The following is a 14,740-nucleotide window of genomic DNA, read 5'->3' on the forward strand; positions in this document are numbered from 1 at the left end:
TGACGTAAGGCCCGAGACGATACCAACTATGACACAAACAGAATCGGACACGCTCCCCGTCACATACGCAGACATCGAACGAGCCCGCGAACGACTGGACGACGACACGGTCGTCAAGAAGACGCCAGTCGAACGGAGTACGTCGCTCGGCGAGTTCGTCGACGCCGAGGTGTACCTGAAGATGGAACATCTCCAGTGGACAGGATCGTTCAAGACCAGAGGCGCGTACAACAAGATCTCGCAGGACGTCGCCGACGGCGTGGAGTCCTTCGTCGCCGCCAGCGCCGGGAACCACGCGCAGGGCGTCGCCCTCGCCGCGACGAAATGTGGGGCGGAGGCGACGATCTTCATGCCGGAGAACGCGCCACAGGCCAAGATCGACGCGACGAGGGCCTATGGTGGGAGCGTCGAACTGGTCGGCAACGACTTTCAGGAGACGATGTCACACGCCAAAGCGGTCGTTGAGGAGACCGACGCCGAGTTCGTTCACGCCTATGACGATCTGGACATAATCGCCGGCCAGGGGACCCTCGGCACGGAGATGTACCACGACTGCCCCGATGTCGACACGGTCATCGTCCCCATCGGCGGCGGTGGGCTCATCAGTGGCGTCTCGACGGCGATCAAACACCTCTCGCCGGAGACGCGCGTCGTTGGCGTTCAGGCAACCGGCGCGGAGACAGTGCACGAAAGCCTCGACAAGGGGATTCCGGTCGTGCTCGACGAGGTAGATACAATCGCCGATGGCATCGCCACCGGCGGCATCTCGGAGACCACGCTCGACATCATCGAGGCAAACGTCGACGAGGTTGTGACGGTTTCGGATACCGATATCGCGCAGGCGATTCTCCTGTTGATGGAACGGGCCAAACAGGTCGTGGAAGGTGCCGGAGCCGCCTCTGTCGCCGCCGTTCTGAGCGACGGCCTCGACGTATCGGGTGAAACGGTGATGCCGCTGCTGTGTGGCGGGAACCTCGACATGACACAGATGCGTGAGGTTCTCATCCATGCACTCACGGAGCGTCAGCAACTCCTTCAGCTTCGGGTTCGAATCGACGACCAGCCGGGTGTGATGGAGGAAATATCGGGCGTTATCGCCCGGCAAGGGGCCAATATCCACGACGTCCGGCACGAACGGTCCGTCGAGAATCTCGAGATCGGGGAAGCGTATCTCGTGTTCAACGTCGAGACGAGCGGTGCCGAGCACGCTCAGGGTATCATCGCGGCGATACGCGATGCGGGCTATCCTGTCGACAACGTTGCACGAGAGGCAAAAAGCGGCGCAGTATAACCGGAATCGGCGTCCAGACCGACGGATCAACGCCGAGAGCGGGGAAACCTATAACAGGTGTGTGTGGGAATTACACATGAGTCAGGTAGCATGTACGACAATATACTCGTCCCGTATGACGGCAGCGACGAGGCACGGAGAGGGGCAGAACACGGCATCGAACTCGCCGCTGCGCTCGACGCGACAGTCCATGCATTGTACGTAATCGACCTGCCGGGCACGCCGCGCGCACTCGCACTCAGAGACGACGAGGAAGAGATGCGTGAGGAGTATCGGGCCTACGGGGAGGAGGTGCTGGCGAATCTCGGGAACGTCGCCAAAGAGCACGGCGTCAACTACGAGACGCATTTCAAAACCGGCGCGCCAAGCGAGGAAATCGTTGAGTTTGCCGAAGACGAAGGCATGGATGCGATCGTCCTGGGATCGGCATTCCGCGGGAAACTCGGGAACCTGCTCGGTGGGACGACAGATAAAGTGGTCCGGACGTCGAGCGTTCCGGTCATCAGCCAGCGAATGAGCGTCAACGACATTTGACACCCGCTACGCGTCTGTCAGTCGCGTCTCACGTATGTAGATTACTAGGCTGGCGCTGAGGAAACTGAACCCTGCGAGCCGGAAGTCGCCGACTGTCATTCCGATCAGGCCGACGCCCATCAGCAGTGCTGCCACCGCGGCTGCCCCTGTCGCCAGTAGCCGTGCCATACTGGCTGTATGTCGGAATCCGAAATAAATACGCGCGTCCCACGCTGGGAGGGTACCGAACAAGTAAACAGTGACCGGGAAACCACAATATGTTATATTCCATAACTATTTGGCAGGTAACAACAGTACAACGCTTCATTCGGTCATATATTGGGGTCTAAGGTGAAGTTTTATTAGAGTTGCATTACTGCATAAGTATGAGACTGAGTAGCACATAAAATCCGTCGACTGTGGGCACGCCGTGCCCGCCCGGACGAGCACAGTAAGTCAAACAGGATACGAACGCTGCAGACGCGCTACGCCGGGATGTCGCTGGCATGACGGTGGCGGCGGACTACGACAGCACAAGACTGCGACTACGACAATGAGACAACACAGACCAGTATCGCGTTCGAGAGGGGTAACGTATGGCAGACAGTGACGAGCAGACCGGCGAAATGTCGGACGGGCTTCAGGTCGAGTTGTTCCACCCGGAGTCCGACCGCGAGCCAGGTGATACGAACATCCAGGCGGCCGGCTTCGACATCCATCCAGTAGTATTCCCGGTGGCGCTAGTGATAATTGCGCTGTTCATCGCGGTGACGATACTGCTGGGAGACACTGCAGCCTCGGCGTACACGTGGCTGTTCAACACTATCGGAGACACCTTCGGCTGGTTCTACCTGCTGGCGGTGAACGTGTTCATCATCACACTGCTGTACTTCGCGTTCAGCAAGTACGGAAATATCAGAATCGGCGGCGTCGAGGCCGAAAAGGAGTTCAGCGACTTCTCCTGGATGGCAATGTTGTTCAGTGCCGGGATGGGCATCGGCCTCATGTTCTTCAGCGTCTCGGAACCGCTGTACTACTTCCAGAACCCCCCGAGCTTCTTCGGGGCTGAAGCCGGAACCGGCGCGGCGGCGTCCGCCGCGATGGCACAGACGTTCTTCCACTGGGGGTTTCACCCGTGGGCGGTGTACGGCCTGGTGGGACTCGGCCTCGCGTTCTTCTCGTTCAACCGCGGGCTCCCGCTCACCTTCCGGTCAATATTCTGGCCCCTGCTGGGCGAGCGGATTTACGGCTGGCCGGGCCACATCATCGACCTCGTGACGGTGTTTGCGACGCTGTTCGGGCTGTCAACCTCGCTGGGACTCGGTGTCGCACAGGTCAACACGGGGCTCTCCTACGTGGGCGGTGACATGCTCGGTGCGGTGAGTATCCCGACCGGGACCTTGCCCCAAGTCGTGCTCATCGCCGGGATCACGCTAATCGCGACCCTCTCGGTCGCGGCGGGCCTCGACGGCGGAGTCAAGCGACTGAGTACGCTGAATCTCTACCTGATGTTCGCACTGCTCGGGTTCCTCGTCATCGTGGGCCCGACGGTGTACATCTTCGGGACGTGGACTGAGGGGCTCGGCGCGTACTTCGGGAACATCCTCGCGCTCGGGTTCTTCACCGGCACGCTCAACGAAGCGGCGAACGGGACCCCCACCGCCTGGACCGTGTTCTACTGGGGCTGGTGGATCGCGTGGTCGCCGTTCGTCGGGATGTTCATCGCGCGCATTTCGAAGGGTCGGTCCGTCCGGGAGTTCGTTCTGGGCGTCCTGTTCCTTCCGTCGCTGTTCTCGACGCTCTGGCTGTCGGTGTTCGGCGGCAGCGCGATGTTCAATTCACTGATGGGGAACGGACAGGCGCTGGCGACGTATAACGAAGTTGGCCAGACCGTCGCGATGTTCGCCCTACTGGAGCAGTTCCCGCTGGGCGTGGTGAGTGGACTGCTGGCGACGTTGCTGGTCATCACGTTCTTCGTCACGTCGTCTGACTCGGGATCACTGGTGATCGACCACCTGACTTCAGGCGGGAAACACGACGTTCCGCGAGCGCAGCGGATCTTCTGGGCCCTCACTGAGGGGCTGGTCGCGTCCATCCTGCTTATCGGTGGCGGGCTGACCGCGCTCCAGACGGCCGCAATCACCACAGGACTCCCGTTCGCGCTCATCCTGTGTCTGATGTGTTACACGGTGTATCTGGGGCTCGATAACGAGTACCAGATACTCGAATCCGAAGAGTTCGCAGAGACGATTCAGGATCTCTCTGAACGGGACGACGTGGACGTCGTGACCTCTGGCGACGAGATGGTGACGGATATCTCCGACCCGGGAGACGACACGGCGACAGGCACCGACTGAATCGCTCTCGTTTTGGCGTTTTCCGACGCGACCGGTGGTATCAGACGTTATCGCCAACAGCGGGTGAAACCGTTCACGCTACCGGCCACCCAGTTCTGTTTCGACCGTCCGTTCAGAGTGTATCCAGAGCCGGGCGGAGCCCCCGATTCCGAACGCGGCGATGGCGAGGCTGGACACGATACTGCCGGCGGGTGAAAGCAGGACCCACGAAACAGCACTGAGAGTGGCTCCGATGAGCAGCCCCAACACCGGTTGGCGGCTGCGCAGAATGTCGGTGAGGAGCGTGCCGACAACGAGAAACCCGAAGCTTGTGAGAACCAAGACGAACGCGCTACTAATGAGAACCGCGATACGGACGAATACCCCGCCAGCGACGCTGAGGCGGGCCAGCGTCGTTGCCCCGTAGAGGCCGACAATAGCGACGATCACGTATCCAGCGATGCCGTAGAGGACAGCCATCGCCGGGCTGTCCAAAATCGCGTTGATAGACTCGTCGACGTAGTTCCGCCGTAGCCGGAGTACCAATGCGCCGCCCATGAGCACGAGAACGAACGAGACGAGCCCGCGGATCGGCCTAGACAGTTCGGTGCCAACGCCGGGCGCCACCTGTCCCACAACGGGATTCCAAATGGTTGCCGCCAGTCCCGGGACGGTCGTCGCGACACTGACAGCTGCGTCAAAACTCATACTCCACATACCGCGGGTCGCCGTGAAAACCTATCGACCGCACACTACCGGGTCAGCGCCGGCACTGCCCGGAAATTTAAGCCGTCAGAAAACTACTATAATACTGTGTCTGGATGGCTCGCAGTTCTGCTCTCGAAGCTTGTCTGGGTCGGCAAGCGGGTCGCCGCACCACTTCGGCGGAGCGACGGGCCGAACAAGTTCAGGCTGTCGAGCATGGATACGGCAACGACGACGTACGACGGTGACACCGGATGGGCAAGACGGCCGCCGGCGACTGTCGAATGTCCGCGATGCGAGTCGGAGATCTTCCAGCACAACGCGCGTGACAGCATCGACTGTCCGCGGTGTATCGGCGAGTACAGCCACGACGAGTTCGCCGACCTGAAGCTCCTGTATCTCACGTGCCCAGTCTGTCGAAGCCGAATGGAACACGGTCAGCGACATCCCGAGCGGTTCGACATCCCCGAGTGGGCGACCTGTACGGACTGTCGGTACCACTGGGAGTTCGAACACTCCTACGACCCTGGTGCCGATTGAGACATGATTACACCGATCACACAGCGGCCGTTCGGCGTGCTGTGCGTTGTTTCGAAACGACTACGAAATCAATAGCGTATCCAGTTCCAACACGCCAGTGGGATTCTGCCGTCAGTAATACTTCCAGTCGTCCTCACGGCTCCCCTGCACGACGCCGTCGTCCTCCTCACTGTCCGCCTCTTCTCGCTCATCGGGCCAGCGGATTCCGTCTCCGACGAGGCTCTTGTACGCGAAGGCACCCAGACCGACAAGTATCAGCAGGAGAACGACGGTTCCAGCGGCTGCTGCCACCTGCCCGACGGACTCGAGCAGACCCGAGCCGAGCTGAACCGGAAACTGTACCATACAGGTTCTTCGGGCTGCACAGGTATCACTGTTGTCGAAGGTTGGATGGCCGAGCTGCCGTCGCTGAAACCGTCCTGAGTACGGCGTTGTTTTCGGAGATATCGTGGACCCTGACTGCGTCAGCCCCACGTTCGGCGGCCAGCGCTGTCGTTGCCAGCGTCGGCGGCAGCCTGTCCGCTCCTGCGCCGCTCATGTCGGCAAACATCGACTTCCGGGAGTGCCCGACCAGCACCGGACAGCCGAGCGCGTGGAACTCGTGGAGGCGGTCGACGAGTTCGAACGATTCACCGGCGTTCTTCCCGAACCCACAGCCGGGGTCGACGATGATCTGCTCGCGGTCGATACCGGCCTGCTCGGCGAGCAGTATCTGTTCCGTGAGGTCTCGAAGTACGTCATCGACGACATCGTCGTAGGTCACAGTTCGACCCGGGTCCACTGGCGCAGACAGACTATGCATCAGGATGACGGACGCGTCGTGGTCGGCAACCACGAACCGCATCTCGGGGTCCGACAGTCCCGACACGTCGTTGACGATATCGGCACCGGCCTCCAGCGCTGCGTTAGCGACGGCGGCCTTTCGGGTATCCACGGAGACAGTCGTGTCGAGTGAGGACACGGCCTCGATAACGGGCACCACGCGGTCGATCTCTGTTTCGACGGGCACTGGGTCAGCCCCGGGACGCGTGCTCTCACCGCCGATGTCGACGATATCTGCCCCGGATTCGATCATCTGTTTCGCGTGATTGACCGCGAGGTCGCGGCGGTTGTACTCGCCGCCGTCGTAGAAACTGTTCGGCGTGACGTTGAGAATCCCCATCACGGCCGCTGATTCAGAGTCTAACGGCGGCGGGAACGACCTCTCAGACAGCCTTGCTTTGAGTTGTGTCGCAAGCCGACCAAGCCCCAGCCCCGCCGAAGCCAGCCGGTCGATGAGCTGTCGGAACTGTCGTCGCGTCCCCGACAGTGTCGTATCGACGAGCTTCTCTGGCATGCCAACAGTCGAACAGGTACAGGTGCCGCCGCAGTCCTCGAACTCCTGTTTGACGACGCCTGCCTGGTCGCGCCGCAACGTGACCGAAAGCACCTGCTGACGGATTTCCGGATTACTTTCGGCTCCAGCAGTTTCCCCTGTCGACGCCAGCGTGAGGTTCTCTTTGGGAACGACCAACCGGCTCCATCGGTCCCGAGCTTCGGCGACTGCGTAGAGCGACCCGGCTACGAGCACGAAGTCGTCCGGGCCGGCCGCAGCTATCGCCCGCTCGGTGGCCTCGGGAACGGATTCGACCTGCTGTATCTGGGACGCCTGCCCCTCGAACGCCGCAGCGAGCGACGCGGTGCTTGCGGCCCGGTCAAGCTTGGGCCGAGTGGCAAACGCGGTCTCGGCGGCCGGAAGCGTCGCAATCATCCGTTCGTACTCCTTGTCCTTCATCGCGGCAAAGACCACGTGGAGATCATCGTACTCGTATCGCTCGATGAGTGTTGTCAGCGTCTCCATCGCGCCGGGGTTGTGGGAGCCATCGAGGACCACCATCGGGTCGATCGACCGAATTTCGAACCGGCCCGGCAGCGTCGCGGCCCGCAGTCCCTCGGATACGGTTTCTGTGTCCACATCGATGAGTTGTCGGGCCAGCGTCGCAGCAACGCCGGCGTTCTCCGCCTGATGCTGGCCAAGCAGCTTGAGGTTCGATTCGAGGGCCCAGTCCGGCCCAGTGAGTGCGATCCGGTTCTCGACGGCGGAGCGCATGCCGTTCTCGATGGCGGTGACATCGGCGTCGTCGCCGCCCACGGTGATGGTATCGGTAGTCTCCTGAACCGCGTCGAGAGCGGCCCCGGTCGTTCCCGTCACGAGCGGAGCGTCCCGCGGCGCGACCTGTGCTTTGTCGCGAGCGATCTCCTCGATCGTGTCGCCAAGCAGGTCGGTATGTTCCAGACTGATGCTGGTGACGGCGCTTGCGACGGGATCGACCGCGCTCGTGGCGTCGTAGCGGCCACCGATGCCCACTTCCAGCACCGCGACATCGACATCCTCGACATCGAAATGATAGAGCGCCAGGGCGGTGAGTACCTCGAAATGCGTCGGTTTGTCGTCCTCGGCAGCCAGCTGGTCGATACAGGGCGCTATCTGTTCGACGAACTCTGTCACTCGCTCTTTCGGTACCCGACCGCCGTTGACAGTAATCTGCTCCCGGAAGCCGTTCAACCCTGGCGAGGTGAACAGGCCGACATCTAGCCCGGCAGCTCTGAGCACACTCTCGGTCATCCGGGCGGTGCTTCCCTTTCCGTTCGACCCGGCGATCTGCACGCTGTCGAAACTGTCGTCCGGGTCACCGAGATGTGAGAGCATCCGCGCCGTCGTATCGGTCCCCAACTTGGGCCGACGACGCTGTAGCGACTGCAGGTAGTCCGCCGACTCGTGGTACTGCATACCATAATTGGTCACCGGTGGCCTGATTAATGTATCGCCAGGGCGAATCTGGCTTACTCGCGCGTTCCGCTGTAATGCTACCAGCTCAGGTGAAAAACCCTAATACTGAACCTTAGGCCGTAACCGAGTCATCTCCTACGACCCGCCTTCGTGGCGGCTACCGTCCGGCCTGCACTTGGGGCTGAGAACCAATCTCGTAAACCGAGATACATGATGTGGCCTCCGGGAGATGTAACGACATCTCGAACACATCCTATCCCGGTAGTGTCAGGTTCACTAACATTATTACGACGGTGCAGGGAAGGGCTAGCCGAGATGTCTTCACAGGATGAGCAATCCGCGGCCGAAGAGACGCAGGAGCCGATTCCTACGGACTACGATATCGCCCAATCGACCGACATGGAGCCGATCTGGGAACTGGTCGAGCCGTGGGGACTTGGCCTCGACGACCTCCAGTACTTCGGCGAATACACCGCGAAAGTCAAACAACACGCCATCGAGCGCCTCCGCGAACAGGCCGAGAACAAGGAACAGAACCTCGTTCTGGTAACCGGGATGACGCCGACGCCGAAAGGCGAGGGGAAGACGGTAACGACTGTCGGCCTCGGGCAGACGCTCAACCACGTCGGCGAGGAAGCGATGATCGCCATCCGGGAACCGTCGCTTGGCCCAGTGTTCGGCGTCAAAGGCGGCGCAGCAGGTGGGGGTCGGTCGCAGGTCCTTCCGATGGAGGACATCAACCTCCATTTCACCGGCGACCTCCACGCACTCACCTCCGCGCACAACCTCATCGCTGCAATGCTCGACGCGAAGATCTCGCAGGGCGACGACCTTGACATCGACATCAACAACGTCTCCTGGCCGCGCGCGATCGACATGAACGACCGCGCGCTCCGGGAGACGGTCGTCGGTCTCGGCGGAAAAACCGGTGGGACGCCGCGGGAGGATAGCTTCATCCTGACGGCGGCATCCGAGCTGATGGCGGTCCTCTGTCTGGCCAGTGATATCGGGGATTTGAAAGAGCGCGTCAGCCGCATCATCGTCGCCTACGACGAGGACGGTGACCCGGTGACCGTCGATGACATCGAGGCAACCGGCCCAGCAACCATGCTTCTCCGGGATGCGATCAAGCCGAATGTCGTCCAGACCATCGAAGGGACGCCGGCGCTGGTCCACGGCGGGCCGTTCGCGAACATCGCCCACGGGACGAACTCGCTGGTCGCCGACAAGACCGCCTTCGGCATGGGCGACTACCTCGTCACCGAGGCCGGCTTTGGCTCCGACCTCGGGGCCGAGAAGTTCATGGACGTGGTCTGTCGCAAAGGCGATATGACGCCGAACGCCGTCGTGCTGGTGGCGTCGGTTCGCGCGCTCAAGTACCACGGACTGGACCAGTGGCCCGTCGACTACGACGAGATTGACGAGGCTGGCGTCGAAGCGGTCGAAGCCGGCTTCTCGAACCTCGACAAGCACGCGCGGAACCTCCAGAAGTTCGGCGTCCCGGTCGTCGTCTCCGTCAACCGCTTCCCGGACGACACCGACGAAGAGATCCAGGCCGTGCTGGACCACTGTCACGACGAACTCAGCGTCAGAGCGGCCGAGTCGAACGTGTTCTCCGACGGCAGCGAGGGCGGCGTCGACCTCGCGGAGAACGTCATCGAGGCGACCGAGGAGAGCAACGAGGAGGACTTCCGGATGCTGTACGAAGACGAGGACAGCATCAAGGAGAAGATCCACACTGTAGCGACCGAGATCTACGGCGCTGACGACGTGAAATACACCGGGGGCGCGCTCGACGATATCGAGCAGATGAACGAACTCGACTTCGACGACTACCCGGTCGTCATGTCCAAGACCTTCCACTCGCTGAGCGACGACGCGAGCCAGAAGGGTGCGCCGGAGGGTTGGGAACTCGAAATCAGTGAAGTGTACCCGTCCGCTGGCGCAGGCTTCCTCGTCGCACTTACGGCCGACGCGCTCACGATGCCCGGCCTGCCGGCCCGTCCAGCTGCGGCCGACATGGACATCGACGAAGACGGCAACATCTCTGGCCTGTTTTGACGGACTGGTCCTGCGTTCCAGCGTTCGCGTTTCGCCGCCTCGACTTCCGGTGGACGCCGCCCAGCGTTCGACAAAGGGACGACGCTCACCGCTTTGCGTTTGTGACCGCTTTGTTGAGCGCCGCTTCGCCGGCCGCTTCTGCCTCGTCTGCCCGCTGTTTCATCGCTGCCACGAATGATTCGTCGTCTATCATGTCGAGATTGGCCCGGACAGTCGAGACGGACGCCTGTAGCGCCGCTGCCGCGAGCAGCGCCCCGACAGTTGCGTCCGGGACTGCGACCGGCGTCCCCTTCACAGTCACCGTACGGGCGTGCTCGACGACGTCGAGACAAACCTCGGCTGTCTCCAGCGGCACCTCAGTCGAGCGTTTCGAGACCTCTTGAATCCGGGCGTCATCCCCGGATTCAAAGGCGGCCCCGATCGCGTCGACCGCTGCCGCGTCCTCGTCAGCGAGGGCGAGCAGCCGCTCCCGGTTATCGGCCAGAGCGTCCGCTAGAGCCGATAGCTCACCGGACTCCACATCGGACCCGTCTGTGCCGACAGTGTGGATACAGACCATCTCACAGAGCGCCGCGCCCATCGCACCGCCGACGGCCGCGACTGCACCGCCGCTCGGGGTCACCTGGCCCGACGCGACGTCGTCGAGAAACTCGCCGATCGGTTGGGTCGCGAACGTCATCTGTCGGACCCAATTCCGGTCGTTTCTGGTGATTGACTGCCCATACTGCACCATTCTCGGCCCACTCGCCTAATGATTTCTCTGGAGATATTCGGCCTTCGCGTGGTCCATCCCGTCACAAAGGCTCTGACTGGACTCTGTTAAGACGTTGTGTGGCGTCTTCGTTCGAAATCATCCAGCCAGCGACAGTACCGACTGAGCAGTTCAACACCTGCGATACTGAGGTCCAGAAGCTCACGGGCCCACTCGGCTGTGAGGAGATGCAGGTGAATCAGGTCGTCGTCGAACCGGACTCCGTGACGACGCCGCATACACACGACGGCCAAGAAGAAGTGTTCGTCACGACGACTGGCGGCCAGATATCTATCGAAGGCGACGTTCACGAGATATCAGAGGGTGGTGTCATCCGTATCCACCCAGACACGGTCCGGAATCTCTGTAACCACACCGATGAAACACACATCTGGCTCGCCTTCGGTGCGCCGCCGGTTGGAACCGTCGACAACTTCGGGGACTACGTTGTCGAGGAGTGAGGCGAGTCGGCCAGTCGCTTCCCCGTCTTCGAGGATGCACCACCACCGAGGACGTGGCCCATCGCCATCTTTTCAAACCGATCGACGAGTACAGGCCAGGGTCTGTGGCTAGACCGCATGCACTCATCCTATATGATTACAAATACGTTGAGTTTTGCGCCACGCACTGGTTACACAGGCACCATACGCGATCGGAGACGCAGTAGCAGGTAGAATTCCTGTTTATGAATACCTTCCTGAGATGCGGGTCACCTATCAGTGACTACTGGTCGTGTCGTCGAATCGACTCCCTGAACTGCGTGCGGTCCGCTTCGCTGATCGTTCCGACGTGCTCTCTGGTCGTCGTCTCAGTCTCCGTCTCGATTCCCCGCATGACTTCGCACATGTGCGTTGCGGTCACCTCGACGACGACGCCGTGCGCGTCGAGTTCATCCGCCAGACCGACCGCAATATCCCGCGTGAGTGTCTCCTGTGTCGTCAGTTGGCGTGACTGCCACCGGACGTACCGGATGAGCTTTGACAGTCCCACCATCTCCTCCCCGGGTCTGTACGCAACGTGAGCAACGCCCTGAAAGGGGAGCAGGTGATGTTCGCACATGCTGTGAAGCGGAATTCCGGTTTTGACGATGAGACCGTCGGTCTCCGCATCGAAGGTCCGCATTACCGGTCCGGACTCGGACCGAGAGCCTTCAGTCAGGGTCTCGAACATTTCCGGGACACGCCGGCTCCACGTATCCGATAGCCCCGCCGAATCGGGGTCACGGCCAGCGGCCTCGAGCAGGAGGCGAGCACCACGTCGCGCCTTCTCTTCGTCAAAGCCATCTGTCGGTTGGGTTGCAGTATCGTGCTGGTGTGCAGGTTCCTGTTCCCGGGAATCCATTACAAGCAAACAGGGGGACTCGACGTACAAAGTCTCTGTTCCCCATCAGTTTACTACTCGAATAACAGTGGTAACATTGTGATTTCGCACCACAAAGTATCACTGATCGTGAATATGGTGTGTTACAAAAAACGTCCAATGAGTCCTCCTGTGAGGCGGGAACCGTGTTTTTGTTGACCGGCGGACCAGCCACAACGTCGCTTTCGTAATGCTGTTTCAGCCAGATTCCAGCGTCTGGACGGTCTGTTGGGTCGCCGCCGATGCTGAACGGGCGAGTGCTGTCGCGTGCCAGTAGTCCGCAACGTTTCTATCGAGAGTGGAAGCCGAGATCTCTCCCTGATGGTGCGTTAACCCACGGTCAGCTGCCATGACCTTGTGGCCGGCATCGACGAGAACCGTCCGGACCAGTTCCGGCTGCGAACTCGATTCGAGGGCCGCAGTGAGCGCCTCGTACGCGGTTTCCCTAATGTCTCGAACCGTTTTTCCGTCGGATGGACGAACGAGTTCGCCCGTTTCCCGCCGACTCTGAATGCGGTCGATTGCTCGGAGCCGGGCCAGTTGACTGTTCGCATCGACAACGGCACTCGCGGGGCCGACGGCATCCGCAAAGCGGCTAATCCCGCTCTCCACCTCCCATCGTAGCTCGTCGAAAACTATCTTCCCCGGGGTGCGGTCGTCAGCGTTCGTTTCCGTTGATAGGTTCGATTGCGTGTCGCGGATGTCCGCCAGCAGTGTTTTTGCTGCGGCGGTCAGTGTTTGTCTGACCGTGCCGACATTGGCTGGAAGCGAAGCAGTGAACTGCGCCCGTAGATGACGAGCGTCGCTGAGATACGCTTGGGCTGACTCGGCCGTCTCGCCCCATTCGGCGACAGACAGCAGCTCCGACTCCTCCCTTGGCCTGATATCCGTGTCAGTGGCCCGCTGCAGTCTCGCTTCGATCCGGGCGTGGACCAGCGCCGCGCGCACCGGGTCCGCCCCGACGTATTCGTGCTCCTGCAGGGTTTCGCGGGCCGCAGACAGGGTCTTGTCGTATTCGTTCCGGAGGGGAGCGGCGGTGAGACCACGGTCGGCGACGCCCCACCCCGAAGCGGCGTAGCGGGCGTTTTCGCGTGCTCGCCGCAACGACCGGAGCGCCATCAAGCCAGTTCGGGCCGTCCGTGCATCATCGAGGCTGTCCGAAGCGTCGCTGGCGGCATCAGTCAGGTGCTGGCGGATGTGACCGTTCGGGATTTCTTCCGGTCCGAGCGGAGTCGGAAGCGTCGCCAGAAGTGACCGAACCCGCTCTCGTGCGACATCGAAATGACTCGTTGCGATGTCGACTGGGACCGAGGGGGAGACAGGGGCTTCTCGCTCCCCATGGCGCGGGATATCGGGTAGGTTGTAGGTATCGATAGTTGCCTCGCCTCCCCCGCCCACACTGTCGAGACTGCTACAGCCAGCAATGGCAGTGGCTCCAGCTATGGCGAGCACACCACGACGGGTCAGCCGAGTGGATTTGCAGCTTGTCTCAGATATCTCGTCTGTCATGCCTGCTCACCATCGGACTGGGTGCGTCGGTCATTGCTCAGTGCTGCCTCGCTCCCGCCCTCACTTTCCCCTTCGGCACCGGCTCGCTGTCTTTCGCAACTGTTGCCGCCAATTGAGGAGGAATAGCTGGAGATGTCGTCTGCGTTGACTGTGTCGGGAATCCGGATGACCCAAACCGCGTATATTTTATTGCCCGCTGTGCAGGGCTCGTCGTAAGGTCGGCTCACCCGACCGTAGTCGGTCGTGATGTTATCAGCCGCCCACCGGATCTGACAGAGCGTTAGTCGAAAACACTCCTCGATTGTCACAGTCTGGACGTAGACGGTTTCTGTATCGAAATCAGTCCCATCGAGGAAGGACCGTATTTCCGATCGGTCCGCGTTTTCGACGACGCTGATCCGGTCAGCCCTGGCCGCCGTATCGATAATCTCGGATTCCATTGGACGAGAATGTGAGCTTTCGGTCGGCCGACCGTCTTCATCATCGAGCCAGACTGGCTGACGATCGGTATCAACGCGTGTGACGACTGCATCCGGGTCAGATACCGATCCTGCGCTGGAGGCACTCGAACCGTCGTTTCTGGAAGCAGTGTGTGTTGATTCGCCGCCACCCTCGAAAACCCCGCTACAGCCAGCTAGCACTGTCGCCAGCCCGCAGACGCTGTGGAGGAGAGTGCGTCGAGTAAAGGGGACCATCGTCTGATTTCCCGCTTGTAATGTCAGGTATAAAATTCTCGTGGTTGCTCAGATCGAAGCAGACCGCTCAGGGATCGGTCCACATACGAACTTCGATACCAGAGGGTACTGATACACACGTATATACCTGTTGTACACATTCATATCGGGAGATATTAGTCTGTATCTCGCAGATATGTGGTCGGATTCGCCCATCTGAACAGTAGACAC

Annotated in this window: 14 protein-coding genes; 6 read left to right on the plus strand and 8 right to left on the minus strand. The window is 60.9% G+C overall.

Annotated elements, in window-relative coordinates:
• Positions 1 to 28 precede the first annotated feature (28 nt).
• Together ilvA and ACYJ11_RS16610 are read left to right on the plus strand one after the other, a co-directional pair.
• Entirely contained in the window at positions 29 to 1,291 is a 1,263-nt protein-coding gene (gene ilvA / locus ACYJ11_RS16605; RefSeq protein ID WP_461648612.1) for a threonine ammonia-lyase, read from the plus strand.
• A 90-nt stretch (positions 1,292 to 1,381) separates the two neighbouring features.
• The gene (locus ACYJ11_RS16610) at positions 1,382 to 1,825 is read left to right on the plus strand and encodes a universal stress protein (RefSeq protein WP_461648613.1); all 444 of its coding nucleotides are present in this window, start codon (positions 1,382 to 1,384) and stop codon (positions 1,823 to 1,825) included.
• Between the two features lie 6 nt (positions 1,826 to 1,831).
• Here the strand turns inward: ACYJ11_RS16610 and ACYJ11_RS16615 are convergent, their stop codons facing one another.
• Complete coding sequence (locus ACYJ11_RS16615; RefSeq protein ID WP_461648614.1) at positions 1,832 to 1,993, minus strand: hypothetical protein; 162 nt, start codon at positions 1,991 to 1,993, stop codon at positions 1,832 to 1,834.
• Between the two features lie 407 nt (positions 1,994 to 2,400).
• Between ACYJ11_RS16615 and ACYJ11_RS16620 the strand changes: the two genes are divergently transcribed.
• On the plus strand, positions 2,401 to 4,161 hold the full coding sequence (locus ACYJ11_RS16620; RefSeq protein WP_188978587.1) for a BCCT family transporter: 1,761 nt from the start codon (positions 2,401 to 2,403) through the stop codon (positions 4,159 to 4,161).
• 78 nt (positions 4,162 to 4,239) lie between these two features.
• On the opposite strand, the gene ACYJ11_RS16625 is transcribed toward ACYJ11_RS16620, so the two are convergent.
• Entirely contained in the window at positions 4,240 to 4,848 is a 609-nt protein-coding gene (locus tag ACYJ11_RS16625) for a hypothetical protein (RefSeq protein ID WP_461648615.1), read from the minus strand.
• Positions 4,849 to 4,953: 105 nt separating this feature from the next.
• On the opposite strand from ACYJ11_RS16625, the gene ACYJ11_RS16630 reads away from it, so the two are divergent.
• Positions 4,954 to 5,385 carry a hypothetical protein gene (locus tag ACYJ11_RS16630; protein ID WP_461648616.1) on the plus strand — a complete coding sequence of 144 codons (432 nt, stop codon included), beginning with the start codon at positions 4,954 to 4,956 and terminating at the stop codon, positions 5,383 to 5,385.
• 111 nt (positions 5,386 to 5,496) lie between these two features.
• On the opposite strand, the gene ACYJ11_RS16635 is transcribed toward ACYJ11_RS16630, so the two are convergent.
• A complete protein-coding gene (locus tag ACYJ11_RS16635) occupies positions 5,497 to 5,730 on the minus strand; it encodes a hypothetical protein (protein ID WP_461648617.1) in 234 nt (77 codons plus the stop codon).
• A 25-nt stretch (positions 5,731 to 5,755) separates the two neighbouring features.
• Entirely contained in the window at positions 5,756 to 8,155 is a 2,400-nt protein-coding gene (gene folP / locus ACYJ11_RS16640; RefSeq protein ID WP_461648618.1) for a dihydropteroate synthase, read from the minus strand.
• Positions 8,156 to 8,470: 315 nt separating this feature from the next.
• On the opposite strand from folP, the gene ACYJ11_RS16645 reads away from it, so the two are divergent.
• Entirely contained in the window at positions 8,471 to 10,216 is a 1,746-nt protein-coding gene (locus tag ACYJ11_RS16645) for a formate--tetrahydrofolate ligase (protein ID WP_461648619.1), read from the plus strand.
• An 85-nt stretch (positions 10,217 to 10,301) separates the two neighbouring features.
• Here the strand turns inward: ACYJ11_RS16645 and ACYJ11_RS16650 are convergent, their stop codons facing one another.
• Entirely contained in the window at positions 10,302 to 10,895 is a 594-nt protein-coding gene (locus ACYJ11_RS16650; RefSeq protein ID WP_461648620.1) for a cyclodeaminase/cyclohydrolase family protein, read from the minus strand.
• 152 nt (positions 10,896 to 11,047) lie between these two features.
• Between ACYJ11_RS16650 and ACYJ11_RS16655 the strand changes: the two genes are divergently transcribed.
• Positions 11,048 to 11,428, plus strand: a complete 381-nt coding sequence (locus tag ACYJ11_RS16655; protein ID WP_461648621.1) for a cupin domain-containing protein — start codon at positions 11,048 to 11,050, stop codon at positions 11,426 to 11,428.
• A gap of 262 nt (positions 11,429 to 11,690) precedes the next feature.
• On the opposite strand, the gene folE is transcribed toward ACYJ11_RS16655, so the two are convergent.
• From folE to ACYJ11_RS16670, 3 genes are all read right to left on the minus strand, one after another.
• Positions 11,691 to 12,308 carry a GTP cyclohydrolase I gene (folE, locus tag ACYJ11_RS16660; RefSeq protein ID WP_005533039.1) on the minus strand — a complete coding sequence of 206 codons (618 nt, stop codon included), beginning with the start codon at positions 12,306 to 12,308 and terminating at the stop codon, positions 11,691 to 11,693.
• A gap of 216 nt (positions 12,309 to 12,524) precedes the next feature.
• Positions 12,525 to 13,835 carry a hypothetical protein gene (locus ACYJ11_RS16665; RefSeq protein WP_461648622.1) on the minus strand — a complete coding sequence of 437 codons (1,311 nt, stop codon included), beginning with the start codon at positions 13,833 to 13,835 and terminating at the stop codon, positions 12,525 to 12,527.
• Entirely contained in the window at positions 13,832 to 14,275 is a 444-nt protein-coding gene (locus tag ACYJ11_RS16670; RefSeq protein WP_461648623.1) for a hypothetical protein, read from the minus strand. The genes ACYJ11_RS16665 and ACYJ11_RS16670 overlap by 4 nt, the downstream gene beginning before the upstream one ends.
• Positions 14,276 to 14,740 lie beyond the last annotated feature (465 nt).

It is taken from the genome of Haloarcula sp. H-GB5, assembly GCF_054850705.1.

Coding starts and splice junctions, on each gene's coding strand:
- ACYJ11_RS16620 (WP_188978587.1), top strand. CDS start 2,401: ATGGCAGACAGTGACGAGCAGACCGGCGAAATGTCGGACGGGCTTCAG.
- folE (WP_005533039.1), bottom strand. CDS start 12,308: ATGGATTCCCGGGAACAGGAACCTGCACACCAGCACGATACTGCAACC.
- ACYJ11_RS16645 (WP_461648619.1), top strand. CDS start 8,471: ATGTCTTCACAGGATGAGCAATCCGCGGCCGAAGAGACGCAGGAGCCG.
- ACYJ11_RS16650 (WP_461648620.1), bottom strand. CDS start 10,895: ATGACGTTCGCGACCCAACCGATCGGCGAGTTTCTCGACGACGTCGCG.
- ilvA (WP_461648612.1), top strand. CDS start 29: ATGACACAAACAGAATCGGACACGCTCCCCGTCACATACGCAGACATC.
- folP (WP_461648618.1), bottom strand. CDS start 8,155: ATGCAGTACCACGAGTCGGCGGACTACCTGCAGTCGCTACAGCGTCGT.
- ACYJ11_RS16610 (WP_461648613.1), top strand. CDS start 1,382: ATGTACGACAATATACTCGTCCCGTATGACGGCAGCGACGAGGCACGG.
- ACYJ11_RS16665 (WP_461648622.1), bottom strand. CDS start 13,835: ATGACAGACGAGATATCTGAGACAAGCTGCAAATCCACTCGGCTGACC.
- ACYJ11_RS16615 (WP_461648614.1), bottom strand. CDS start 1,993: ATGGCACGGCTACTGGCGACAGGGGCAGCCGCGGTGGCAGCACTGCTG.
- ACYJ11_RS16625 (WP_461648615.1), bottom strand. CDS start 4,848: ATGAGTTTTGACGCAGCTGTCAGTGTCGCGACGACCGTCCCGGGACTG.
- ACYJ11_RS16670 (WP_461648623.1), bottom strand. CDS start 14,275: ATGGAATCCGAGATTATCGATACGGCGGCCAGGGCTGACCGGATCAGC.
- ACYJ11_RS16635 (WP_461648617.1), bottom strand. CDS start 5,730: ATGGTACAGTTTCCGGTTCAGCTCGGCTCGGGTCTGCTCGAGTCCGTC.